Origin of the sequence: Streptomyces meridianus (genome assembly GCF_023703325.1) — a bacterium.
Taxonomy (GTDB): domain Bacteria; phylum Actinomycetota; class Actinomycetes; order Streptomycetales; family Streptomycetaceae; genus Streptomyces; species Streptomyces meridianus.
In genome coordinates this window covers 24,583-46,190 of record NZ_JAMQGM010000025.1, presented here as the reverse complement: position 1 = coordinate 46,190, position 21,608 = coordinate 24,583, and the positions used below count along the sequence as shown (strand labels likewise).

The following is a 21,608-nucleotide window of genomic DNA, read 5'->3' as shown; positions in this document are numbered from 1 at the left end:
ACTCGTCGTTCAGTTCGGTCGGCACGGCGCCTTCCTCGGTCGAATACCGGTGTGGCACGGGAAGTGATGGGATTCGGCGAGGACGGCCGGATGGTTGAGAAGGTCGAGATCAAGCCGTCCGTACCGCTCGCGAATGGAGGGACTGCAGCAGCGGAGGGGGCCAGGAGACGGTATGAGCGCGGGCCAGGTCGTATTGCGCCTGCTGGAAGCGGTGTGCGCGGTCGTCGCGATACTCCTCGCCCTGCTCCTGGTGCTGGCCACCGACTATGAGCACCTGCGGGCCGCCTACAACACTGGTGGTCTTGCCCGGGTGGTCATGGTCTTCGTGGTGGTGTGCGCTGCCTGGATGGTTCTGTGGCGCAAGCGCACCGGGCGGCGTATTTCCGCCTGGCGTGCCGTCGCGCTGCCGGCCTGCGGCGCGTGTGCGCTCGTCCTGGTGGCCGTACTCGGGGGAGCGGCCCGCACCACGTACCACGAGCGGCATATCGAGCCCGCAACCACGGACACCCCGTCCCCTCCGGTGCCGCCTACCGCCGGGACATGAGTGGGTACGCCTCTCAAGATCATGTGTGGCCGCCCCACCCCCTGATGCGGCACCTGAACGCGCGCAATCAGTGCGACGACGCCGAGCGCTCACTGAGATGTCACGCCGGGGCTGCGGCTGCCTCGCCTTGCGGCGTGCGCGGGCTTGGACCCGTTCCTGGACCGGGGTGTCGGCCGGGCAGACCGGAACCGACAACCCCGCATCGCGGCAACGGGCGAGGAAGGGCTCGTGTCGACTCCGCTGTAAGGAAAACCCAGACCCGTAATCACCTCCGCTGTATCGCTCGGGGGGTCGTGACCGCCCGTGCCCCCTTGGGGAACCTGTCCGCTGCCGAGGACCTGTCGGCGCCTCGTCAGGATGCGCCGGGCCCCCGTTCGCTGCCGGACCGGGACAGATGGGCCTTCGCCTCTTCGTACCCGGCTCGGCCCCGGGGCTCGGCCGGGGCGTAGACGAGGTTCAGCACGCCGGTCCGGAACGTCTCGGACGAGATCAGCTTCAGCGGGATCGGCTGCTCACCCTCGTCGAACAGCCGCATCCCCCTGCGGACGGCGATCGGGTGCACCAGCAGATGCAGTTCGTCCAGCAGCCCCGCGGCCAGCAGTTGACGCACCACGGACACCGAGCCGCTCATCCCGATGCGACCTCCGCTTTCGTTCTTCAGCGCCGTCACCCCCTCGACGAGGCCGCCCGCGAGCTGCTCGGAGTTCCGCCAGGTGAAGTCCAGTTGCCGGTTCGACACGACGATCTTCCGTACATCGCCGAGCGCTTGGGCGAAGGGAGCGTCGTCCCCGCCGGCCGCCTCCCGCTCGGGCCAGGCCCCGGCGAAGCTGTCGTAGGTTCTCCGGCCGAGGAGCAGCGTGTCCGTGCCGCCGAGGGTGGCCTCGACGGCGGCGCCCATCTCCTCATTGAAGTAGGGGAAGTGCCACTGGTCGGGCGCCTCCACGACGCCGTCGAGCGCGATGAACAACTCTGCGGTGATCTTCCTCATGCGGCTCTCCCGAAGGGTGCGTCGGCGGTTCTCTCGTCCTTGCCCCTCCAGTGGACGACGCGGGGGGACGGATTCCGCGGCGACGCGGCGCAGACACGGGTGCAGCTGCCCCGAGGCGTGCGACCCGGACGTGCGCGGTCCGGAGGTGTGAGGCCTGGACGGTGGAGGTCCGCCGGGGAGAACCGGGCCCGGTCCGGCTGCCGGGGCCGTCCCGCGATGCGCGGAGATGCCCGGGACCGCCCGGTGTGCTCATCATGGATGGGGCAGAGTCCTCGCGCAGGAAGGGGAACGCGATGGAGCTGTTCCCGCCGGTTCCGCTCGCCGAGTGGCGGGACACCAAGGAGACGCTGCACCGCTTCGCGCAGGTCGTCGGCAAGATTCGCCTCGCTTCGAGCAGTCGGCGGAACCACTGGTGGAACGTGCCCTTCCACCTCACCGGACGCGGCATCACCACGCGTCCGACGGGGCAGGCCGACGGCGACCCGATCTTCACGGTGGACTTCGATTTCGTCGACCACCAGCTGGTCGTCGCCGCACTCGACGGCAGAGCGGTCTCGTTCCCGCTCTACGGCCGGTCGGTGGCGTCCTTCCATGCCGCGACCCTGGAGGCTCTGGAGTCGCTGGACGTCCGGGTGCGCATGGGGCTCCCACGGCCCTTCGATCTTCCCGACACCGCCCGCCCGTTCGCCGAGGACACCGAGCACGCGGCCTACGACCCCGTGCAGGCCAACCGCTACTGGCGGGTCCTCAGCCAGGTCGCCTCGGTGCTCGAGGAGTTCGCGGCGCGCTTCTCCGGCAAGGTCAGCCCGGTCCACCACTTCTGGCACACCTTCGACATCGCCCACAGCCGGTTCTCCGGCCGCCGTACGGGCCAGTCGCCGCAGGTCGACCCGGTGACCCGGGAGGCGTATTCCCAGGAGGTCATCAGCTTCGGTTTCTGGTTCGGGGACGACACGTTCGCCGAGCCCGCGTTCTACTCCTACACCGCCCCCGAGCCCGCCGGGCTGGCCGGGGAACCGCTCGTTCCCGAAGCGGCGCGCTGGGTCGCGCGGGGTGACAACCATCTCGCCGTGCTGCGGTACGACGACGTGCGCGGCGGGCCCGATCCCCGCGCTGCCGTCCTCGACTTCTACGAGAGCGCCTACCTGGCCGGGGCCGGCCGCGCCGGCTGGGACGTCGCCGGCCTCGCCTGCCCCGGCGGGGTCACCGACCCCTGCTTCGTGCCCCCGCACCCCTGAGGACGTTCGAGCCGTCGTCCGGGACCGCCGTGGCCCCGGACCGCTTTCCGCAGCGGACGTGCGCGTCGGGCGGTTCAGTGCAGTTGCAGCTGCCAGTCGGCGGGGACCCGGCCCCGCGGTCCCGGGGTGGGCTGGTCGGCGGGATGGGAGTTGGGCGGCGGCAGCGGCAACCCCTCGTAGAACTGCCCCGTCTTGATGTTCCAGAGCCAGTTCTCCCCGGGCTCGAAGCTGGCGAGGAACGGGTGGTCCGCTTCCCGCGCGTGCCTGGTCCCGTGCTGGGAGGGTGAGGAGTCGCAGCATCCGATGTGCCCGCACTGCGCGCAGCGCCGCAGATGCAGCCACCACCCGGGACCGTCACCCGCCAGGCACTCCTCGCAGCCGGTCCCGCTCGGTACTGCCGACGGGTCGATGCCGGGGATCCGGTCGGACGTCATGGTCTCGTCCCTTCTTCTTCCGCTTCGGACGGTTCGGGGTGGCCGGTCCCCGACGGCGAGGAGTGGGTGAGGACCAGGCTTTCCTCGGGGACCGGCAGGTCGTCCGGTTCATCGGACATCTCCTTTGCCGGGGCTGCCGAGGGCCGGGAACCGCAGCCGGGCGAGCCGTACCGCGTGCAGCCGCCGCTGCGGTCAGCCCGGCTCGATGTTGTGGTTGCGGTGGAACAGGTTGTCGGGGTCGTAGTGCCGTTTCACCGCCGCGAGCCGCCGGTAGTTTTCCTCGCCCACTCCGGCCCGCACCCGGTTCCGGCCCTCGTTTCCGATGAAGTTGAGCAGGACCGCACCGATGGCCCACGGCTGCATGTCGGCGATGACGTCCTTGGCCCACTGCCGCCCGCGTGCGTCGTCGGCCGCTTCCTCCCAGAGGCCGAACGGATGGACGGCCCACGGCGCGTCACGCCACGCGATCGGGTACTCGGAGGGCCCCCGGGCGACCGCCCCGCCCACGGGGAACAGCACGTGCTGCGACGCCGACGGGGTGAGCATCTCGCCCGCCCGGGCGCAGAACAGGTCGACGGCCTCGTCGGGGAGCGACGACAGGTACTCGGCGGACCAGTAGTTCCGCAGCCCCGGAGGGTCGTCGAGCATGCACTGGAATTCGGCGTAGGGGAGGGCGGCGATCATCTCGCCCTCGTGGCCGAGGTTCAGCATCGGCTCGGCCACGTCGCGGGCGTCCCCTTCGGGGCCGGTGTAGGTGATCAGCACCGCGCACGCGAGCCGGCCGACGAGGGAATCCGGGACGAAGGGGTCGGGGGCGGCCGTCAAGTAGATGAATCCACCGCCGACTTCGTCCGGTGCGGACGCCATGAAATCGCGGTAGCACCGGAGGATCTCCGGCCCGGCGTCCGCGGGCCACAGCAGCAGCGCCGCGGTGAACGAGGGCAGCGGGTGGAGCCGGAAGGTGAGTTCGGTCGCGACACCGAAGTTGCCGCCTCCGCCGTGGAGGGCCCAGAAGAGGTCGGGGTTCCGGCTCTCGCTCGCCGTGACCTCCCGGCCGTCCGCGGTCACCAGCCGGACGGACTCCAGGTTGTCGCAGGCGAGCCCGAACTTGCGCTCCAGCCAGCCCGATCCGCCGCCCAGGGTGAAGCCGCCCACGCCGGTCGTCGACACCCGCCCGCCGGTGGTGGCCAGGTCGTACGGCTGTGTCGCGCGGTCCAGATGGCTCATGGTTGCTCCACCGCCGACCCGTACCGTCCGGCTGTAGGGGTCCACCGACGCGGCGTGCATCCGCCGCAGGTCGACGACCAGGCCCCCTTCGGTGACGGCCATGCCGGCCACGCTGTGACCCCCGCCGCGGACCGCGATCTCCAGGCCCTGCTCCCGTGCGTGGCCGATCGCCGCCGCCACGTCCAGCGCCGTCTCGCACTGTGCGATGACGGCGGGACGCCGGTCGATCATCGCGTTGAACACGCTGCGGGCGTCGTCGTACCCGCGGCTCTCCGGGGTGATCAATTTCCCTGCGAACCTCGAGCGCAGTTCGGCGACAGCCGCCTCGTTCATGACCGTGCGCGCCATGACGCACCACTTCTTCCCTCTGCGGTCCCGTCTTCGGGCCGACGGCCGGCCATGTTCCACGCGGCGGCCCGGCCATCCCTTTCGACCGTAACGCCCGGTTTCCTTCCGGGCATGCCCAGGTCGGACTGCCAGGACGGAGTCTTGCGGGGGTCAGCTCCGCAGCAGGCGCTGGAGGAGACCCCAGCTGAACTCGGCGACACACGCACGCGGTGCCCCGGCCCCGTCCGGCGCGGAGAAGGCCAGCCGCCACCGGGTCGGGGCGTCCCCCTCGATCGGCACTGCCGGGCGGAAGGCGTGGGCCACCTCGTCGACGGTGCACGACCACGGCGCCAGGTCGCCGATGGCGAGCAGAAGCGGACCGGAGGCGTCCGGAGCGCGGACCAGCCACTCGTTCCACACCGCACCGCCCGGTGCGCAGGTCACCTCGAAGCGGAGGTCCGGCCAGAGCGGTATCGACCAGCGCAGCAGTTCGCACTCCAGATCGCCGACCCGCCGCCGGACCGTCTCCTCCGGCGGGCCGAGCACCGAGCGATAGCGGCCGAGCGTGCCGCGACCGCGCGGCGAGCGGACCATGGCCTGCCAGCGGCGGTTCGCCTCCCGCATCTCGGACCGCCCGACGTCCAGTTCCCGCAGTGCCTGCTCCACCAGGCCGGCCTGGTGGTCGGCCATCCTGCGCAGGAGGACCAGCTGGAACTGCAACGGCCCGAAGGTTCCGCCGGGGGCGGTCGTACGGTTCATGGCCCCATCGTCGCCCCGTGCTCTCCGCGCGCCCACAGCGGGAGCGCGGGAGCGCAGCCGGCCGTGCGGGATCGGCGGTTGCGTGGATTCCGGGCGTCCCGCGGCCCGGCGCGACCCGCCGTTCGACACGGGATCCTCACACAATGCGGTTCCGCTCGTGACCCTGCACGCATAGCCTTCCCGCGCGATGAACTACTGCGCACCCTGTCGACGGCACCTCAACGGCGCTCTTGTATGCCCTGGCTGCGGCACACAGGTCGCCGGGCATCCTGCTGCGCCGTCCGGTGGAGCAGGGGCCGACGAGCCGGAGGCCGGTGCCACGACGTCCGGAACCGACTTCTTCTTCGACGCCGGAAAGGGCGCCCGCAGTGGCCGTCGCGCGGAACACCGCAACGGCGGCGATGCCGGACGCGGACGCCGGCGCTCCCGCGCATCCGCGCCCCGCGGGCACGGACGGCGGGCCCGCCGGGGCCGGGGCCGTCGTGTCACGGTCCTCGCCCTGATCCTCGGGGTGGGGCTGGCCGTCCTCGCCGTCGCCGAACTCGGCGCTCCGGTGATGCCGTGGCAGGAGCCCGTCCCGGCGGTGTCCGGGCCGCCCGCGGACGAGAAGACGACCGACGAGTCCACCGAATCGAAGAAGAAGACCGTTGTGGAGGACGATGCGCCGAGCGCGTCGGCCTCCAGCGCATCGACGAAGACGGCCCTGCCGAGCAGTGCGGCGCCCGAGGAGGACCGGCCGGCTCCGGTGCCCGTCACGGTCCGGCCCACCACGCACGCGCCGGCGCCCACGCCCACCCGTACCCGGCCGCCGCAGGACGACAGGCCGCCCCGGAACTGCTTCCTTCTGTGGTGCAGTAACAACTGACGCCTGCCCCGGTCGGCTTGCAGGAGTGGGTGCACCGTCCGCGACCGGATCGGGCAGCCGGGTGCTCCGGCCCGGCCCGGCCCGGGTCAGTCCGTTCCGAGCATCCGGCGGAGCAGATCGCGCAGTGAGGTCCGTTCCGCTTCCGACAGACCGGCCAGCGGCTCCCGGGCGAAGTGCAGTGAGTCACGCAGGCGTGCGGCGGTCCCCCGGCCCTCGTCGGTGGGGGCGGCCAGTTTGACCCGCCGGTCCGCGGGGTCGGGGCGGCGCTCCACCAGGCCGCGCGCCTCCAGCCGGTCGACGATGCCGGTCACGTTCGACGGCTCGCACTTCAGGCGCTGCGCGATCCTGCGCATGGGCATCGGCTCGTGGGAGAGCAGACCGAGGACGCGGGCCTGCGCACCGGTCAGCGAGTGCTCCGCCGCCGCTTCCTCGTACTCCTCGTGGTAGCGCGCCACGACGGTGCCGATGAGCTCGACGACCTCGAGGGTCAGGGGATCGGTGCGAGGGACCATGACGATCAGGGTACCCAGTTACTTGACAACATGAAACATCTGGGCTCATTGTTGTTTCACGTCCTGAAGTAATTCTTTCAGGGGAAGCCGTGACAGAAGGAGGCACCCGCCCCATGTCCGAACTGCCGAAGACCGGCCGTGAATGGCACCTCGTCGCCCGCCCGCACGGCTGGCCGAAGCCGGAGGACTTCGCTCTGCGGGAGGCCGAGGTCCCCGAGCCGGGACCGGGGCAGCTCCTGGTCCGCAACACCCACATGTCCGTCGACCCCTACATGCGCGGTCGGATGAACGACGTGAAGTCGTACGTGCCCCCGTTCCCTCTCGACGGGCCGATGGACGGCGGAGCGGTCGGACGCGTCGTCGCATCCGAGGCCGAGGGCTTCGCCGTCGGTGACCACGTGCTCCACGGCCTCGGCTGGCGCGAGTACGCCGTCGTCGACGCCCGGCATGCCGTCAAGGTCGACCCCGGCCTGGCCCCGGTCTCCGCCTACCTCGGCGTGCTCGGCATGCCCGGACTCACCGCCTACGCCGGCCTGCTCGAGGTGGCCGCCCTCAAGGAGGGCGACGTGGTCTTCGTCTCCGGCGCCGCAGGCGCGGTCGGCAGCATGGTCGGCCAGATCGCCAGGCTCCGCGGAGCGTCCCGCGTCATCGGAAGTGCCGGATCGGACGAGAAGGCGCGGCTGCTCGTGGAGGAGTACGGATTCGACGCCGCCTTCAACTACAAGAGCGGCCCCGTGGCTCAGCAGCTCAAGGAGGCCGCGCCCGACGGCATCGACGTCTACTTCGACAACGTCGGCGGCGATCACCTCGAGGCCGCGATCAACGCCCTCAACGTGCACGGCCGCGCGACCATCTGCGGCATGATCGCGCAGTACAACGCGACCGAGCCCCCCGCCGCGCCCCGCAACCTGGCCCTCGTCATCGGCAAGCGGCTGCGGCTCCAGGGCATGCTCGTCAAGGATCACGCCGCGCTCCAGCCGAAGTTCGTCGAGGAGGTCTCCGGCTGGATCCGCTCCGGCGAGCTCGCCTACCGCGAGACGGTCACCGAGGGGATCGACCACGCCGTCGACGCCTTCCTCGGCATGCTCCGCGGAGAGAACACCGGCAAGGCCGTGGTCCGCCTCGCGGACTGACCGGCGGCCCGCGACCGCCACGGCGGCCGACCTCCGCACGGAAGTCCGCACAGCACAAGGAGCCCGAGCATGTCCCACGGCAGCATCGACGTCCTGTACACCGCGGTCGTCACCGCCGAGAACGGCCGCGACGGCCGGGTCGCGTCGGACGACGGCAGGCTCGACGTCGTCGTCGACCCGCCCGCCGCACTGGGCGGCAGCGGCGCCGGCACCAACCCCGAGCAGTTGTTCGCCGCCGGCTACAGCGCCTGCTTCCAGAGCGCCCTGGCCGTGATCGCCCGCAGGGAGAAGGCGGACGTCTCCGGTTCGCTCGTCACCGCCCGGGTCGCCGTCGTCTGAGCCCGGCAGCCGGAGGCGCGGGCACCCACGGGGGTGGTTCCCGCGCCTCCGTGCCGTGGCCTAGGCTTCCGCCATGCGTGATCTCGGGGCGGGTTTCGGTTACTTGATGAAGGGCCAGCGCTGGGTGCTGCGTCACGGGCGCTGGTGGGGCTTCGGCATGCTCCCCGCACTGATCACCCTGGTGCTCTACGCCGCCGCTCTCGTCGGCCTCGTGGCCTGGGCGGACGACCTGGTGGCCTGGGCCACCCCGTTCGCCGACGACTGGGGATCCCCCTGGCAGGGGCTCCTGCGGGGGACCGTCACGGTCCTGCTCTACGTGGGCGGGCTGTTCCTCGCCGTCGTCACCTTCACCGCCGTCACCCTGCTCGTGGGCCAGCCCTTCTACGAGTCGCTGGCCGAGAAGGTCGACGACTCCGAGGGCGGCGTCGGGGACGTGGTGGAGCTGCCCCTGTGGCGTGAGCTCCTGATCTCCGCACGCGACAGCATCCGGGTCCTGATCTGGGTCGCCCTGTTCGGCGTGGCCCTGTTCTTCCTCGGCTTCATTCCCGTGGCCGGCCAGACTGTCGTGCCCGCCCTCGGTTTCTGCGTGTCGGGCTTCTTCCTCACCGCCGAGCTGACGGCCGTCGCGCTGCAGCGCCGCGGCGTCGAACTCCGCGAGCGCTTCCGCCTCCAGCGCGGGCGCATGCTCCTCACTCTGGGCTTCGGCGTCCCGCTCACCCTGCTGTTCCTGGTCCCGCTGGTCGCCGTCTTCCTGATGCCCGGTGCGGTTGCTGGAGCGACGCTGCTCTCCCGCGACCTGCTCCCCGCGGCAGGCGAGGCGGTCCCCGAGAACGGGAAGCCGTTCATCCGGGCCGACCCTGCGTGACGATCCGCGCGTAGGCGGTCTCGGCCAGCCGGGCCTGCCCCTTCCGGCTCGGGTGGAACCAGTCCCACGGACTCAACTCCCCGAGGCGGAAGCGCTGCCGGAACACCGCGCCGCCGTCGTAGCGGCAGCGGCGATCCGTTGCGCAGACCTCCTCCAGGGCGCCGTTGTAGGCGACCACGCGGTCGTGGACCTGCCGGCGCCGAGCCTCCGCCGCGGCGCCGGCCGTCTCGGTGCCGCCCAGCATCGACGGGCAGATCCCCAGCCGCCACACCCGCGCGATGCCCGGGTCGTCGTGGCCCAGCGACCACAGGTGACGCAGGTCGGGGATGCTCGCCACGTAGACCTGTGTCCCGGGCAGCTCCCGGCGAAGCGTCCGGAGCGCGGTGGAGAAGTCGGCCCGGAACGCGGCCACCGGTGTCATCAGGGTGACGTCGGCGCGGCAGGCGTCGTTCGCACCCATCAGCACCGTCACCAGCTCGGGACGCTTTGCGGCTGCGGCCTCGGCCTGGCCGGGCAGATCGGCCATCCGGGCCCCCGAGCGGGCGAAGTTCCAGGTGTTCCGGGCGGGTTCGTCGACGAGCCGCTGGGCGAGGCTGTTCACGCCCGGGTCCGTGCCCGTGACCCACGACGAGCGGGGGCAGTCGGCGAGCGGGCGGCAGGCGTCGAAGCCGGTGGTGACGGAGTCGCCGAGGGCGGCGAGGGACTCCGGTCGGTGGTCCGCCGCCGGCGTGGCGTCGCGCGAGGAGGGCGCGGAACGGGAGGGGGTTGCGGTGGAGGACGGCCGGCCCGCCGGAGTGACGTCCCCGCCCCCGCCGCAGCCGGACAGCAGGAATCCGCCGAGCACCGTCAGTGCCGCGGCTGCGGACAGGGGTGCGGACCGGCCGCCGGTGCCACTGCTGCGGCGCATGCGTCTCCTCCGTGCGCGTCCGCGGATGCACGGTGACCCCGTGCGCCGACCGATCGGACGTTCCCAGGTTCGCGCATCAAGGCGTCCCCGCGAGTGAAAGCTTCGGTGATATCTGTGCAGGACCGACGGTACGTCACCACGGGGTCACCGCCGCACGGTAGTTTTTGCCCCAGCGGCCGGGCGCGTCGCGCCCTGCGGGCACGGTGGCCTGACGGTCGTTCGAACCAGCGATCGATCGACTGCGTTCGGTTACAACACGTCACATAATGTCCCATTTGCGGAGACTTGACCTCGATGGTGTTTACTGCACGTGACCTCGCGAGTTGGTTCCGTAGTGATCACTGGGGCACAATGTCGATTGCTGCCCTGGACGCGACCGGTACGGGTGCGAGGCCGCTGGGGAAGGCGAACCTCGTCCCACACTGGAGGTCCCGGTGACGACACGTGGAGTCCTGTTCGTGCACTCCGCACCGCGTGCGCTGTGCCCGCACGTCGAGTGGGCCGTCGCAGGCGTGCTCGGCGTGCGCGTCAGCCTCGACTGGATCAGACAGCCCGCCTCACCCGGCACCTGGCGTGCCGAATTCTCCTGGCAGGGCGAACCGGGCACGGCCTCCAAGCTCGCCTCCGCGCTGCGCGGCTGGCACCTGCTGCGCTTCGAGGTGACGTCCGAGCCCTGCGCGACCTCCGAGGGTGAGCGCTACAGCTCCACTCCCGAACTCGGCATCTTTCACGCCGTCACGGGTATCCACGGCGACATCCTGATCCCGGAGGACCGGCTGCGCGCCGCCCTTCTCCGGGCCGAGCGCGGTGAGACCGAACTCGAGACCGAACTGGCCAGGCTGCTCGGCAAGCCGTGGGACGACGAGCTGGAACCCTTCCGCTACGCCGGTGAGGGTGCGCCCGTCCGCTGGCTCCACCAAGTCGTCTGAACCCGCGCCGGGTCCGCCCCGGGGCGGACCGGCGCACCACCGGGCACCACCGAAGTGAACGTCGAAGGACCGGGCAGCCCCCCGTGGCTGCCCGGTCCTTCGACGTGATCCGGTCGGGGCGGCGCCGCGCCGGGCACCGCCCCCAGGGGCGTCAGTCCCTGCGGAAGGCCAGCACGACGTTGTGGCCGCCGAAACCGAACGAGTTGTTGATGGCCGCGATGGTGCCCTCCGGCAGCGGCCGGGCCTCGCCCCGGACGATGTCCGCGTCGACGTCGTCGTCCAGCGAGTCGACGTTGATCGTCGGGGGAGCCGTCCGATGGTGCAGCGCGAGCACTGTCGCCACGGTCTCGACGCCGCCCGCGCCGCCCAGCAGGTGGCCGGTCATCGACTTCGTGCCGGAGATGGCGATGTGGTCGAGGTCGTCACCGAGGACGTTGCGGAGCGCCTTGATCTCGGCGACGTCTCCCTGCGGCGTCGAAGTGGCGTGCGCGTTCAGGTGCACGACCTCGTTCGGCTTCAGGTCCGTCGACTCCAGCAGGTTCCGCAGTGCAGTCGCGATACCGCGACCGGACGGCTCGGGCTGGGCGATGTGGTGGCTGTCCGCCGACAGGCCCTGGCCCAGCACCTCGCAGTACACCCTGGCACCGCGCCGTGCGGCGTGCTCGGCGGACTCCAGCACGACGACCCCCGCGCCCTCGCCGAGCACGAAGCCGTCGCGCGCCGTGTCGTACGGACGCGAAGCCTTCTCGGGGTCGTCGTTGTTCTTCGACATCGCCATCATGTTGGCGAACGCCGCGATCGGCAGCGGGTGGATCGCCGCCTCGGTGCCGCCGGCCACCACCACGTCGGCGCGGCCGGTGCGGATCATCTCGACGGCGTAACCGATGGCCTCCGCGCCGGAGGCGCAGGCGCTCACCGGAGTGTGCACGCCGGCCCGGGCGTTGACCTCGAGCCCGACGTTGGCGGACGGGCCGTTGGGCATCAGCATCGGCACGGTGTGCGGGGAGACCCGGCGGACGCCCTTCTCCTTCAGCACGTCGTACTGGTCCAGCAGGGTGGTCACGCCGCCGATGCCGGAGGCGATGACCGCCCCGAGCCGCTCCGCGCAGACTCCGACGCTGTCGTCGTCCTCGGCGGCCGGGCCGGTGAAGCCCGCGTCCGACCAGGCCTCACGCGCCGCGATCAGCGCGAACTGCGCGGAACGGTCCAGCTTGCGGGCGACCGGCCGGGGCAGCACCTCGGCGGGGTCGACCGCCGCCGGTGCGGCGATGCGGACCGGAAGTTCCTCGTAGCGCTCGCCCTCGAGCGGTTTCACGCCCGAGCGGCCTGCGAGCAGTGCTTCCCAGGTCGATGTGGCATCGCCACCCAGCGGTGTGGTTGCGCCGATACCGGTGACGACCACGGTGCGATTGGTCGCGTTCACAGGAATTCTCTCTCCACGCTCAGAAGGTTGGAATGAACCGGCGCCACCGCCGGGGTGGCGACAAGCCTCGGGCAGATCAGCCCTGGTGCTTGAGGATGTAGTCGACGGCGTCGCCCACGGTCTTGAGGTTCTTGACGTCGTCGTCCGGGATCTTCACGTCGAAGCGCTCCTCGGCGGCGACGACGACCTCGACCATGGACAGCGAGTCGACGTCCAGGTCGTCCGTGAAGGACTTCTCCCGCTCGACGTCCTCGGTGGGGATGCCGGCGATCTCGTTGACGATCTCCGCGAGACCCTCGAGGATCTCTTCCTGCGTGGCGGCCATGGCAGCGCTCCTTCGGTGTATGTGCGGTGTTGCTGAGCACAGCGTACGGATTGTCCGGGCTGTGAGGTGTGTGCCCTAAGGGAGGGTAACGACCGTGGCGGCGTAAACGAGCCCCGCCCCGAAGCCGATGACGAGCGCGGTGTCGCCGCTCTTCGCCTGCCCGGTCGCCAGAAGCCGCTCCATCGCGAGCGGAATCGAGGCGGCCGAGGTGTTGCCGGTGGTCTCCACGTCGCGGGCGACCGTGACGTGCTCCGGCAGTTTGAGGGTCTTCACCATCGAATCGATGATCCGCATGTTGGCCTGGTGCGGAATGAAGACGTCCAGGTCGCCGGGGGAGATGCCGGCGGCTTCCAGGGCCTGCGCGGCGACCTTCGCCATCTCGAAGACCGCCCACCGGAAGACCGTCTGGCCCTCCTGGCGGATCGCCGGGAACTTCAGTTCCCCGTCCTCGCCGAGCGGGAGTTCCGCGACGGCGCCGACGCGGAAGCCGTCCCAGGGCACGGTCTGCGTGATGACGTCCGCCTTGTCGCCCTCCGAACCCCAGACGCTGGGGCCCATCGCGGGAACGTCCGACGGGCCGACGACGACCGCGCCCGCGCCGTCGCCGAACAGGAAGGCGGTGGAACGATCCGTCACATCCGTGAGGTCCGACAGTCGTTCGACGCCGATCACGAGGACGTGGTCCGCGCTGCCGTCGACGACGAGCCCCTTGGCGATCGTCAGGCCGTAGACGAAACCCGCACACGCGGCGGAGATGTCGAAGGCGGCAGCCTTGCCGGCGCCGAGCCGGTGGGCGATCTCGGTGGCGATGGACGGCGTCTGCTTGAAATGCGACACCGTCGAGATGACGACCGCGCCGATCTGCTCGGGCGCGATGCCCGCGCTCGCCACGGCCTTGCCCGCCGCCTCGAGCGACATCTGGGCGACCGTCTCCTCCGGGCCCGCCCAGTGCCGGGTGGCGATCCCGGACCGGGAGCGGATCCACTCGTCGGACGAGTCGATGTGCTTGAGAATCTCCTCGTTCGGCACCACCCGGGTCGGGCGGTAGCCGCCGACGCCGAGAATCCGCGGATAGGCGGAACCCTTACCGGGTTCGATCTTCGAGGGCATGCTCTACGGCTCCTTATTCGGCCGGGGCGTCGGCGTCGGGCGCGGCGTGCGAACCCGCTTCGGCGGTGAACTCCGCCACCAGGGCGCGGCCGGCCTCGAGGTCGTCCGGCGTCTTGAGGGCCACGGTCTTCACGCCGGGCAGGGCGCGCTTGGCCAGACCCGTGAGGGTTCCGGCCGGCGAGACCTCGATCAGCGCACTGACGCCCAGCTTCTGGAAAGTCTGCATGCACAGGTCCCAGCGGACCGGGTTCGACACCTGCGCCACGAGCCGCTGCACGACCTCGCTGCCGTCCGCCACGACCTCGCCGTCGCGGTTGGACACGTACCGGGTGCGCGGATCGGCGACCGTCAGGCCGGGGACGAGGGCGGCAAGGGCGTCGACCGCGGGCGCCATGTGGGCGGTGTGGAACGCGCCCGCCACCTTGAGAGGGATGACACGTGCCTTCTCGGGCTTTTCCGCGGCGAGGGCGGCCAACTGCCCGGCGGTTCCCGCCGCGACGATCTGACCTGCGCCGTTCATGTTCGCGGGGGTCAGGCCCAGCTTCTCGAGGTGCGCGACGACGGTGTCGGGGTCCCCGCCGAGCACCGCCGACATGCCGGTCTCGGTGACGGCGGCGGCGTCGGCCATGGCCTGACCACGCCGGCGGACCAGCATCATGGCCGCCTCCGGCGTGAGCACCCCGGAGGCCGCGGCCGCAGTGATCTCACCGACGCTGTGACCTGCGGTCGCGCCGACCCGGCGGGCGAACTCCTCTTCCGTGCCGAAGAGCTGACGCGCCGAAACGAGACCGGCGGCCACCAGCAGCGGCTGGGCCACAGCGGTGTCCCGGATCTCGTCCGCATCGGCCTTGGTGCCGTAGTGGACGAGGTCGAGGCCGATGGCGTCGGACCATTCCGCCAGGCGTTCGGTGGCGCCGGGGAGGTCGAGCCAGGGAGTCAGGAAGCCGGGCGTCTGGGCGCCTTGGCCGGGAGCGACGAGTACGAGCACTCTCACACTCTCTCTTGCGGACGGCCCCGGCCGCCGGTGAGGACAGGGACCAAGAACCGTCGGGGGAATTGTCGGTGTCCCACAAAAGTCTAGAACTGCGCTCCGACGTCGGACAGGCGCCCCAGGATCAGGGCGATACGCAGCGTGAACGCCGATCGTACCTCCGACGGCGACCACCCGGTGACGTCCGTCACACGTCGGAGCCGGTAGCGCACGGTGTTGGGGTGGACGAACAGCATCCTGGCAGCCCCCTCGAGGCTGCTCGCCTGCTCCAGATAGACGCTCAGAGTCTCCAGCAGTGCCGACCCCGCTTCCTCCAGCGGTCTGTAGATCTCCTCCACCAGCTGGGCGCGTGCGGCCGTGTCTCCGGCCATGGCGCGCTCGGGCAGCAGGTCGTCGGCGAGCACCGGACGCGGCGCGTCGGGCCACGCGGCGCACGCCTTCAGTCCCGCCGCTGCGGCGTGAGCGGAACGGGTGGCCGCCAGCAGGTCGCCGACGACCGGGCCGGCGACCACGGGGCCCGCGGCGAACGGGCCGATCAGCGTCTTCGCCGCGCGCAGCGGGTCGCTGCTGCCGCCGACCACCACGACCAGGCGCTCGCCGAGCACCCCGGTGAGGACCTGCAGCTTGGCATGGCGTGCGGCCCGCCGGATGGCCTCGACGGTGAGCTCGCTGTCTCCGTCGGGTGCGGTGCCCAGGACCACGGCCACGTGCTCCGGCGTGCTCCAGCCGAGGGCGGCGGCCCGCGACAGCGCGCCCTCGTCCGCCTCCCCGGACAGGATGGCGTTGACGACCAGCGACTCCAGCCGGGCGTCCCAGGCGCCCCGGGCCTCGGCGGCCTGGGCGTAGACCTGCGCCGTCGCGAAGGCGATCTCGCGGGCGTAGACGAGCAGTGCCTCCCGCAGTGCGCCCTCGTCGCCCGGGGCCGCCACCTCGTCGATGGCCGTCTCCATGACCTCTATGGTCGTGCGGACCAGCTCGACGGTCTGACGCAGCGTGATCGCCCGGGTCAGTTCGCGCGGTGCGGTCCCGAAGACGTCGGTGCTGATGGCCTGCGGAGCATCCGGGTGCCGGAACCACTCGGTGAAGGCCGCGATGCCGGCCTGCGCGACGAGTCCGATCCAGGAGCGGTTCTCCGGTGGCATGGCGCGGTACCAGGGCAGCGTCTCGTCCATGCGGGCGATCGCGTCCGCGGCCAGGCGGCCCGACGATTTCTCCAGTCGGCGGAGGGTCGCCGCGTGGAGGTGAGCTTCATGGGATCGGGAATCAGGCACGGGACAAGCCTGCCTCATCCGGAGCAGTGCTCGGGGCGGGGCCCTGCGCACCGGCCATGACGGGTCCCGGAGCACCTGTGCCGGGGAGCGCGCGGCACACTACGGTGGAGCGATGATCGAGGTCCGGAAAGGGTCCGACCGGTACCGGGGCGCGGACGAGGCCACGGGCATCGAGACCCGTCACGCCTTCTCCTTCTCCGGCTTCTACGATCCGGACAACGTGCGGTTCGGTTCCCTCGTCGCGTGCAACGAGGAGCGGCTGCCCGCTGGCGCCGGGTTCGGGCTGCACCCGCACCGGGACGTCGAGATCGTCACCTGGGTCGTCGAGGGCGAGCTCGCCCACGAGGACTCCGAGGGCCACACGGCGGTGGTGCGGCCCGGCGACGTGCAGCGGCTGAGCGCCGGCAGCGGAGTGCGGCACGTCGAGCGGAACGCCGGGCCGGATCCGCTCGTCTTCGTCCAGATGTGGCTGGTGCCGGAGGAATTCGGGGGCGAACCGGAGTACGAGGTCGTCCGTGGCATCGCCGACGCCACCCCCTACGCCCTCGACCGCGCACGGGCCGTGCTCCACGTCCGGCGGTTGAGGGAGGGGGAGACCGGCGGGCTGCCGAACGCGTCGCACGTCCATGTGCACGTGGTGCGCGGCGGGGTGCGGCTGGACGGCACCGGGCTCGGCCCCGGAGACGCGGCCCGCATCACCGGCTGTGCGGGGCTGAGCGTGCAGGCGGGCGAGGCCGGCGCGGAACTCCTGGTGTGGGAGATGGGCGCCGGTCCGACGGCTCAGCCCTGACCGATCTCCGCCAGTACGGCGTCCGTGAACTGCGGCCACGCCTCGACCGCCCAGGGGCCGAACGCCCGGTCCGTGAGGACGACGCAGGCTGCCCCGGCGTCCGGGTCCACCCACAGGAAGGTGCCGGACTGGCCGAAGTGGCCGAAGGTGCGCGTGGAGGACCGCTCGCCCGTCCAGTGCGGTGACTTGGCGTCGCGGATCTCGAAGCCCAGGCCCCAGTCGTTCGGCTTCTGGTGACCGTAGCCCGGCAGCACACCGGTGAGACCGGGGTGCACCACCGAGGTCGCCTCGGCGACGGTGCCGGGGTGCAGCAGGCGCGGCGACTGGAGTTCGGCCGCGAACCGGACCAGGTCGTCGACGCTGGACACACCGTCCTTGGCGGGGGAGCCCGGCAGGTCCGTCGCGGTCATGCCGAGCGGGTCGAGCACCGCCTGCCGGAGGTACTCGGGGAACGGGATCTCCGTGGCCTTCGCCAGGTGGTCGCCGAGCGCCTCGAAACCGGCGTTGGAGTAGAGCCGGCGGTCGCCGGGGGCGGCCATCGGCTTGTCCTCGTCTAAGGCGAGACCGGAGGTGTGGGCCAGCAGGTGGCGGACGGTCGACCCGGCGGGGCCGGCCGGCTCGTCCAGCTCGATCGCGCCCTCTTCACAGGCAACGAGGGCGGCGTAGGCGGTCAGGGGCTTGGTGACCGATGCCAGCGGAAAGCGACGTGAGGTCGCTCCGTGCGCTCCGGCGACACTGCCGTCGGCGCGTACGACGGCAGCGGCTGCGGTGGGCACCGGCCAGGTGTCGATCATCTCCAGGCTCTGCATGGCCCCGAGCCTAACGCGGCTCCGAAAGGGTGAGACGCATGGCCGGATCGGAGGTGCGGACGAAGCCGAGAGAGGCGTAGAGGGGCTCGGCCTCGGGGGAGGCGCGCAGGTCCACGCGGGTGACGCCGCGCTCGCGGTACCACTCCAGCAGGGCTTCCAAGCAGCCGCGGGAGTGGCCGCGACGACGGTGTGCGGGGTCGGTCGCGACGCTGAAGACGTACCCGGTCGTCCCCGTGGGGTTGCCGGGGCTTGCGAGCCGGTACTCGATCGCCCCGACCACGCACGCCGTCAGGCCGTCCGGGCCGTCGACGACGAACGCGGCGAGATCGCCGTCGCCCGCCGCGAGCCGCGTGCGCAGCGTCCGTTCCGCGGCCGGCTGCCAGGAGGTGTCGGACGGGCCGGGGCGGACCGAGTCGAGCATGACCTGACGGAGCCTCACCAGCTCCGGCGCATCGGCGGGCGCGGCTCTGCGGACGGTGGCCATGCGGCGGATGGTAGTGCGACGGGGTGGCCGCGGCAGCAAAGTCTTTGACATGGAGTGTGCTTCAGGGTGGACGGTGGCCGCCGTGAACGGGAAACCATCCCCGAGGGAAAGATCTGCCATGGTCACGACGAAGACGACCACCTGGACCGGACGGACGAGGATCGGTGACCACGGTCCGGAGACCAGCACACTGGGCATGGGCACCTGGGTGCTCGGCGGCCCCTGGACGTTCGACGGCCGGGACGCCGGATGGGGCGAGGTGGACGACGACGTCAGCGTGCGAGCCGTACACGCCTCCATCGACGCCGGAGTGCGGTTGTTCGACACGGCCGACTGCTACGGCGCGGGACACAGCGAGCGGGTACTCGGCCGGGCGCTGCGCGCGGTGCCCGCATCCGTCCGTTCCGAGGTCACGGTCGCCACGAAGTTCGGCCTGCTGACCGACGAGGCCACGCGGACGGGTGGAGGCACTGACGTCGCCGAAGCAGCCGTGCGCCGCGCCTGCGCGGGGAGCCTGCGTCGGCTCGGCGTCGGCACCATTGATCTCTACCAGTTGCACGGGGGCGTCGAGACCGCGGCCGATGCCGAGGACGTGGTCGCAGTCCTCGAGAGGCTGGCTGACGAGGGCCTGGTGCGCCGGTACGGCACCGCTGCCGACGCTCCCGAGATCGTGCGGGTCTTCGCCCGTGCGCCCCGCGCCGTGTCCGTGCAGACGCAGGTCAACGTCTTCGGGCGCACGGACAGCGTCCTCGACGCCGCACGGCGCGGTGGTCTCGGGGTGCTTGCCCGGTCCCCTCTGGCGATGGGGTTGCTGACCGGTCGGTACGGCACGGTGCGTCGACCCGACGCCGGTGACGTCCGGCTCGACACCCCCTGGTGGGACTACTTCGACGAGGCGACGATGCCCGGGTGGCTTGACCGTGTCGATGCGGTGCGGGAGCTGCTGACCACTGGTGGGCGGACGCTCGCCCAGGGTTCGCTGTGCTACCTCTGGTCACTCGGTGTCGTGCCGATTCCCGGAGCCCGCACCCCCGAACAGGCCGCCGAGAACGCGGCGGCGCTCGGATACGGGCCGCTGGACGAGGAGGTGGTCGCCGAGATCGACACGCTCCTGGCCGACTCGCCCGAGCGGCGCCCCTGATCGCGTGGTGGGTTCCGGCCCGCGCAGGGGCGGTTGCGGACCGCTTCCTACTTGACTGGAGTCTTGGCTGGAGTGCACTCGAAGTCTCTAGCGTTGAAATGCCGGGAACCGGATACGCCGAGGGCGGTGGGTGTGATGACGACAACAGATGGCGCGTCCGCACGGGTCGGGAGGTGCGTGTCGGAAGGCGTGCACCCGCGGCCGGCCGGGCAGGACGCCTACACGATCGGCGAGGTGGCAGCGTGCACCGGGCTCACCGTCCACACGCTGCGCTGGTACGAACGGATCGGGCTGATGCCGCACGTCGACCGCTCGAACACCGGGCAGCGCCGGTACAGCAACCGTGATCTCGACTGGCTCGCCTTCGTCGGCAAGCTGCGACTGACCGGGATGCCGGTCGCCGACATGGTCCGTTACGCCGTGCTGGTCCGGGAGGGGGAGCACACCTTCGCGGTCCGGCAGGAGCTGCTGCGGGCGCACCGCGAGGAAGTGCGCAGCCGGATCGCCGAACTGCAGGACACCCTCGCCCTCCTCGACCACAAGATCGATTCCTACGCTGACGCCCGCCGGGTGTCGGAAAGGGCCTGAACATGAGCAACGACACGATCGCGACGACCGAGTTGGGAGCCGGAGGGCCTCAGGTCGGGGTTCAGGGCCTCGGCTGCATGGGCATGAGTTTCGCCTACGGGCCGACCGACGAGAACGAGGCCCGGGCCACGCTCGAGCGCGCACTGGAGCTCGGCGTCACTCTGTACGACACCGCGGACATGTACGGGATGGGCGACAACGAGCGGTTCATCGCGCCGTTCGTCCGCGCCAACCGCGAACGTCTCGTGCTGGCGACGAAGTTCGCCCTGGCCGTCGACCCCGACGACACGACGAAGCGCCGTATCCGCAACGACCGCCCTTACCTGCGCCGGTGCATCGAGGAGAGCCTGCGCAGACTCGGCGTCGACGAGATCGACCTGTACTACATGCACCGGAGAGACCCGGAGGTGCCGATCGAGGAGAGCGTCGGTGCCATGGCCGAACTCGTCCGGGAGGGCAAGGTGAGGCAACTGGGACTGAGCGAGGTCACCGGGAGCGAACTGCGCGCGGCCCACGCCGTCCATCCCGTCGCCGCCCTGCAGTCGGAGTGGTCGGTGTTCAGCCGGGACGTCGAGCGGACGGCCGTCCCCGCGGCAGCCGAGCTGGGCGTGACCCTCGTGCCCTATTCGCCGCTCGGCCGGGGCTTTCTGGCCGGCTCCTTCGTCGATGCCGAGCAGGAGCTGGGCCCTGACGACTTCCGGCGGCTCCTGCCCCGCTTCAACGGGGACAATGCCGCCGCCAACGCAGCCCTGCTGGAGCCCCTCCGCCGCATCGCCGGGTCGCGGGGGGCGACACCCGGCCAGGTCGCGCTGGCCTGGGTGCAGCAGCAGGCCGCGGTGCACGGGCTGAACGTGGTACCGATCCCGGGCACGCGCCGGCGCAGCCGCGTGGAGGAGAACACCGCCGCGACCCGCATCGTGCTCACCGAACAGGAACTCGCCCTTCTGGAGCCCATCGCATCCCGGGTCGCGGGGGAGCGCTACCCGGACATGTCCTCCACCTCCGCCGCCCGGGAGTAACTGCGCGGACCGCTGGAGAAGACGCCGGCCCGTCACGGGAGGAAAACTGCTGGCGGGCCGGCGGCCGGTCGACGACCATGGCCAGGTGCTGATCAGAGACGCGGACGCCGCCGACTGGAACGCTGTGTGGCCCTTTCTCCGGACGATTGTCGCCGCCGGGGAGACGTTCACCTACCCGGCCGGTCTCGCGGCCGAACAGGCACGGGCGATGTGGATGCTGCCGCCGCCGGACCGCACGGTCGTCGCGGTGGACGACGCGGGGACCGTCCTGGGTACGGCGAAGATGAACGCCAACCACATGGGCAACAGCTCGCACATCGCGAGCGCCAGCTACATGGTCGACCCGGCTCACGCGGGGAAGGGCGTGGGCCGGGCCTTGTGCGAGCACACAATGGAGTGGGCACGCGCAGCGGGCTTCCGCGGCATGCAGTTCAATGCGGTGGTGGAGACGAACACCCGTGCGGTGGCCCTCTACCGTTCCCTCGGCTTCGAGGTGATCGGCACGGTGCCGGAGGGCTTCCGGCACCCGGCCGAGGGGTTCGTCGGGCTGCACGTCATGTACCGCGCCCTCTGAACCCGGGGCAGCACGT

24 protein-coding genes and 1 pseudogene are annotated in these 21,608 nt (G+C 71.4%); 12 read left to right on the top strand and 13 right to left on the bottom strand.

Going from position 1 to position 21,608, the window contains the following annotated elements:
- Window positions 1-172 precede the first annotated feature (172 nt).
- Window positions 173-544, top strand: coding sequence for a hypothetical protein (locus M1E25_RS12090; protein ID WP_251413988.1), 372 nt, complete (start codon window positions 173-175; stop codon window positions 542-544).
- Window positions 545-896: 352 nt separating this feature from the next.
- Here the strand turns inward: M1E25_RS12090 and M1E25_RS12085 are convergent, their stop codons facing one another.
- Complete coding sequence (locus M1E25_RS12085) at window positions 897-1,532, bottom strand: dihydrofolate reductase family protein (protein ID WP_251413986.1); 636 nt, start codon at window positions 1,530-1,532, stop codon at window positions 897-899.
- Between the two features lie 293 nt (window positions 1,533-1,825).
- Between M1E25_RS12085 and M1E25_RS12080 the strand changes: the two genes are divergently transcribed.
- The gene (locus tag M1E25_RS12080; protein WP_251413984.1) at window positions 1,826-2,770 is read left to right on the top strand and encodes a DUF5996 family protein; all 945 of its coding nucleotides are present in this window, start codon (window positions 1,826-1,828) and stop codon (window positions 2,768-2,770) included.
- Between the two features lie 74 nt (window positions 2,771-2,844).
- On the opposite strand, the gene M1E25_RS12075 is transcribed toward M1E25_RS12080, so the two are convergent.
- The 3 genes from M1E25_RS12075 to M1E25_RS12065 form a co-directional block, all read right to left on the bottom strand.
- Complete coding sequence (locus M1E25_RS12075) at window positions 2,845-3,204, bottom strand: UBP-type zinc finger domain-containing protein (RefSeq protein WP_251413982.1); 360 nt, start codon at window positions 3,202-3,204, stop codon at window positions 2,845-2,847.
- Between the two features lie 192 nt (window positions 3,205-3,396).
- Window positions 3,397-4,779, bottom strand: coding sequence for an FAD-binding oxidoreductase (locus tag M1E25_RS12070; RefSeq protein WP_251413978.1), 1,383 nt, complete (start codon window positions 4,777-4,779; stop codon window positions 3,397-3,399).
- A 150-nt stretch (window positions 4,780-4,929) separates the two neighbouring features.
- On the bottom strand, window positions 4,930-5,517 hold the full coding sequence (locus M1E25_RS12065; protein ID WP_251413974.1) for a hypothetical protein: 588 nt from the start codon (window positions 5,515-5,517) through the stop codon (window positions 4,930-4,932).
- 187 nt (window positions 5,518-5,704) lie between these two features.
- Here M1E25_RS12065 and M1E25_RS12060 point away from each other — a divergent pair, with 187 nt between their 5' ends.
- Complete coding sequence (locus tag M1E25_RS12060; RefSeq protein ID WP_251413971.1) at window positions 5,705-6,382, top strand: SCO2400 family protein; 678 nt, start codon at window positions 5,705-5,707, stop codon at window positions 6,380-6,382.
- 86 nt (window positions 6,383-6,468) lie between these two features.
- Here M1E25_RS12060 and M1E25_RS12055 read toward each other — a convergent pair whose 3' ends face one another.
- The gene (locus tag M1E25_RS12055) at window positions 6,469-6,894 is read right to left on the bottom strand and encodes a MarR family winged helix-turn-helix transcriptional regulator (RefSeq protein WP_251413968.1); all 426 of its coding nucleotides are present in this window, start codon (window positions 6,892-6,894) and stop codon (window positions 6,469-6,471) included.
- Between the two features lie 113 nt (window positions 6,895-7,007).
- Here M1E25_RS12055 and M1E25_RS12050 point away from each other — a divergent pair, with 113 nt between their 5' ends.
- The 3 genes and pseudogenes from M1E25_RS12050 to M1E25_RS12040 all read left to right on the top strand — a co-directional run bounded on the left by M1E25_RS12050 (window position 7,008) and on the right by M1E25_RS12040 (window position 9,231).
- Window positions 7,008-8,027 carry an NADP-dependent oxidoreductase gene (locus tag M1E25_RS12050; protein ID WP_251413965.1) on the top strand — a complete coding sequence of 340 codons (1,020 nt, stop codon included), beginning with the start codon at window positions 7,008-7,010 and terminating at the stop codon, window positions 8,025-8,027.
- Between the two features lie 69 nt (window positions 8,028-8,096).
- A pseudogene (locus M1E25_RS12045) lies at window positions 8,097-8,360 on the top strand (Ohr family peroxiredoxin); the annotation flags it as partial.
- Window positions 8,361-8,439: 79 nt separating this feature from the next.
- Window positions 8,440-9,231 carry an EI24 domain-containing protein gene (locus M1E25_RS12040; protein ID WP_251413962.1) on the top strand — a complete coding sequence of 264 codons (792 nt, stop codon included), beginning with the start codon at window positions 8,440-8,442 and terminating at the stop codon, window positions 9,229-9,231.
- Here M1E25_RS12040 and M1E25_RS12035 read toward each other — a convergent pair.
- The gene (locus M1E25_RS12035) at window positions 9,209-10,138 is read right to left on the bottom strand and encodes a GDSL-type esterase/lipase family protein (protein ID WP_251413960.1); all 930 of its coding nucleotides are present in this window, start codon (window positions 10,136-10,138) and stop codon (window positions 9,209-9,211) included. The genes M1E25_RS12040 and M1E25_RS12035 overlap by 23 nt on opposite strands.
- Before the next feature lie 434 nt (window positions 10,139-10,572).
- On the opposite strand from M1E25_RS12035, the gene M1E25_RS12030 reads away from it, so the two are divergent.
- A complete protein-coding gene (locus M1E25_RS12030) occupies window positions 10,573-11,067 on the top strand; it encodes a DUF3145 domain-containing protein (RefSeq protein WP_251413957.1) in 495 nt (164 codons plus the stop codon).
- A gap of 151 nt (window positions 11,068-11,218) precedes the next feature.
- Here M1E25_RS12030 and fabF read toward each other — a convergent pair whose 3' ends face one another.
- From fabF to M1E25_RS12005, 5 genes are all read right to left on the bottom strand, one after another.
- Window positions 11,219-12,490, bottom strand: a complete 1,272-nt coding sequence (gene fabF, locus M1E25_RS12025; RefSeq protein ID WP_251413954.1) for a beta-ketoacyl-ACP synthase II — start codon at window positions 12,488-12,490, stop codon at window positions 11,219-11,221.
- A gap of 76 nt (window positions 12,491-12,566) precedes the next feature.
- Window positions 12,567-12,815: an acyl carrier protein gene (locus M1E25_RS12020; protein WP_251413945.1), complete on the bottom strand. Its 249-nt coding sequence runs from the start codon at window positions 12,813-12,815 to the stop codon at window positions 12,567-12,569.
- Window positions 12,816-12,890: 75 nt separating this feature from the next.
- Window positions 12,891-13,925: a ketoacyl-ACP synthase III gene (locus M1E25_RS12015; protein ID WP_251413942.1), complete on the bottom strand. Its 1,035-nt coding sequence runs from the start codon at window positions 13,923-13,925 to the stop codon at window positions 12,891-12,893.
- A 13-nt stretch (window positions 13,926-13,938) separates the two neighbouring features.
- Window positions 13,939-14,913 carry an ACP S-malonyltransferase gene (locus tag M1E25_RS12010; protein WP_251413940.1) on the bottom strand — a complete coding sequence of 325 codons (975 nt, stop codon included), beginning with the start codon at window positions 14,911-14,913 and terminating at the stop codon, window positions 13,939-13,941.
- Window positions 14,914-15,002: 89 nt separating this feature from the next.
- A complete protein-coding gene (locus tag M1E25_RS12005) occupies window positions 15,003-16,205 on the bottom strand; it encodes a PucR family transcriptional regulator (protein ID WP_372500655.1) in 1,203 nt (400 codons plus the stop codon).
- Window positions 16,206-16,299: 94 nt separating this feature from the next.
- On the opposite strand from M1E25_RS12005, the gene M1E25_RS12000 reads away from it, so the two are divergent.
- Window positions 16,300-16,977 carry a pirin family protein gene (locus tag M1E25_RS12000; protein WP_251413936.1) on the top strand — a complete coding sequence of 226 codons (678 nt, stop codon included), beginning with the start codon at window positions 16,300-16,302 and terminating at the stop codon, window positions 16,975-16,977.
- On the opposite strand, the gene M1E25_RS11995 is transcribed toward M1E25_RS12000, so the two are convergent.
- Complete coding sequence (locus tag M1E25_RS11995) at window positions 16,968-17,786, bottom strand: serine hydrolase domain-containing protein (RefSeq protein WP_251413934.1); 819 nt, start codon at window positions 17,784-17,786, stop codon at window positions 16,968-16,970. The genes M1E25_RS12000 and M1E25_RS11995 overlap by 10 nt on opposite strands.
- A 10-nt stretch (window positions 17,787-17,796) precedes the next feature.
- Window positions 17,797-18,270, bottom strand: coding sequence for a GNAT family N-acetyltransferase (locus M1E25_RS11990; protein ID WP_251413931.1), 474 nt, complete (start codon window positions 18,268-18,270; stop codon window positions 17,797-17,799).
- A gap of 118 nt (window positions 18,271-18,388) precedes the next feature.
- Between M1E25_RS11990 and M1E25_RS11985 the strand changes: the two genes are divergently transcribed.
- The 4 genes from M1E25_RS11985 to M1E25_RS11970 all read left to right on the top strand — a co-directional run bounded on the left by M1E25_RS11985 (window position 18,389) and on the right by M1E25_RS11970 (window position 21,592).
- Window positions 18,389-19,411 carry an aldo/keto reductase gene (locus tag M1E25_RS11985; RefSeq protein WP_251413927.1) on the top strand — a complete coding sequence of 341 codons (1,023 nt, stop codon included), beginning with the start codon at window positions 18,389-18,391 and terminating at the stop codon, window positions 19,409-19,411.
- 135 nt (window positions 19,412-19,546) lie between these two features.
- On the top strand, window positions 19,547-19,999 hold the full coding sequence (locus tag M1E25_RS11980; protein ID WP_251413911.1) for a MerR family transcriptional regulator: 453 nt from the start codon (window positions 19,547-19,549) through the stop codon (window positions 19,997-19,999).
- Between the two features lie 2 nt (window positions 20,000-20,001).
- Window positions 20,002-21,018: an aldo/keto reductase gene (locus tag M1E25_RS11975; RefSeq protein ID WP_251413908.1), complete on the top strand. Its 1,017-nt coding sequence runs from the start codon at window positions 20,002-20,004 to the stop codon at window positions 21,016-21,018.
- Window positions 21,019-21,103: 85 nt separating this feature from the next.
- Window positions 21,104-21,592 (top strand): GNAT family N-acetyltransferase, encoded by a 489-nt coding sequence (locus tag M1E25_RS11970; protein ID WP_251413905.1) that lies wholly within the window; start codon window positions 21,104-21,106, stop codon window positions 21,590-21,592.
- Window positions 21,593-21,608 lie beyond the last annotated feature (16 nt).

Bases quoted from the DNA above. Each gene is read 5' to 3' on its own strand.
- M1E25_RS12090 (WP_251413988.1), top strand. From the start codon at position 173: ATGAGCGCGGGCCAGGTCGTATTGCGCCTGCTGGAAGCGGTGTGCGCG.
- M1E25_RS12085 (WP_251413986.1), bottom strand. From the start codon at position 1,532: ATGAGGAAGATCACCGCAGAGTTGTTCATCGCGCTCGACGGCGTCGTG.
- M1E25_RS12080 (WP_251413984.1), top strand. From the start codon at position 1,826: ATGGAGCTGTTCCCGCCGGTTCCGCTCGCCGAGTGGCGGGACACCAAG.
- M1E25_RS12075 (WP_251413982.1), bottom strand. From the start codon at position 3,204: ATGACGTCCGACCGGATCCCCGGCATCGACCCGTCGGCAGTACCGAGC.
- M1E25_RS12070 (WP_251413978.1), bottom strand. From the start codon at position 4,779: ATGGCGCGCACGGTCATGAACGAGGCGGCTGTCGCCGAACTGCGCTCG.
- M1E25_RS12065 (WP_251413974.1), bottom strand. From the start codon at position 5,517: ATGAACCGTACGACCGCCCCCGGCGGAACCTTCGGGCCGTTGCAGTTC.
- M1E25_RS12060 (WP_251413971.1), top strand. From the start codon at position 5,705: ATGAACTACTGCGCACCCTGTCGACGGCACCTCAACGGCGCTCTTGTA.
- M1E25_RS12055 (WP_251413968.1), bottom strand. From the start codon at position 6,894: ATGGTCCCTCGCACCGATCCCCTGACCCTCGAGGTCGTCGAGCTCATC.
- M1E25_RS12050 (WP_251413965.1), top strand. From the start codon at position 7,008: ATGTCCGAACTGCCGAAGACCGGCCGTGAATGGCACCTCGTCGCCCGC.
- M1E25_RS12040 (WP_251413962.1), top strand. From the start codon at position 8,440: ATGCGTGATCTCGGGGCGGGTTTCGGTTACTTGATGAAGGGCCAGCGC.
- M1E25_RS12035 (WP_251413960.1), bottom strand. From the start codon at position 10,138: ATGCGCCGCAGCAGTGGCACCGGCGGCCGGTCCGCACCCCTGTCCGCA.
- M1E25_RS12020 (WP_251413945.1), bottom strand. From the start codon at position 12,815: ATGGCCGCCACGCAGGAAGAGATCCTCGAGGGTCTCGCGGAGATCGTC.
- M1E25_RS12015 (WP_251413942.1), bottom strand. From the start codon at position 13,925: ATGCCCTCGAAGATCGAACCCGGTAAGGGTTCCGCCTATCCGCGGATT.
- M1E25_RS12005 (WP_372500655.1), bottom strand. From the start codon at position 16,205: ATGAGGCAGGCTTGTCCCGTGCCTGATTCCCGATCCCATGAAGCTCAC.
- M1E25_RS12000 (WP_251413936.1), top strand. From the start codon at position 16,300: ATGATCGAGGTCCGGAAAGGGTCCGACCGGTACCGGGGCGCGGACGAG.
- M1E25_RS11995 (WP_251413934.1), bottom strand. From the start codon at position 17,786: ATGCAGAGCCTGGAGATGATCGACACCTGGCCGGTGCCCACCGCAGCC.
- M1E25_RS11990 (WP_251413931.1), bottom strand. From the start codon at position 18,270: ATGGCCACCGTCCGCAGAGCCGCGCCCGCCGATGCGCCGGAGCTGGTG.
- M1E25_RS11985 (WP_251413927.1), top strand. From the start codon at position 18,389: ATGGTCACGACGAAGACGACCACCTGGACCGGACGGACGAGGATCGGT.
- M1E25_RS11980 (WP_251413911.1), top strand. From the start codon at position 19,547: ATGACGACAACAGATGGCGCGTCCGCACGGGTCGGGAGGTGCGTGTCG.
- M1E25_RS11975 (WP_251413908.1), top strand. From the start codon at position 20,002: ATGAGCAACGACACGATCGCGACGACCGAGTTGGGAGCCGGAGGGCCT.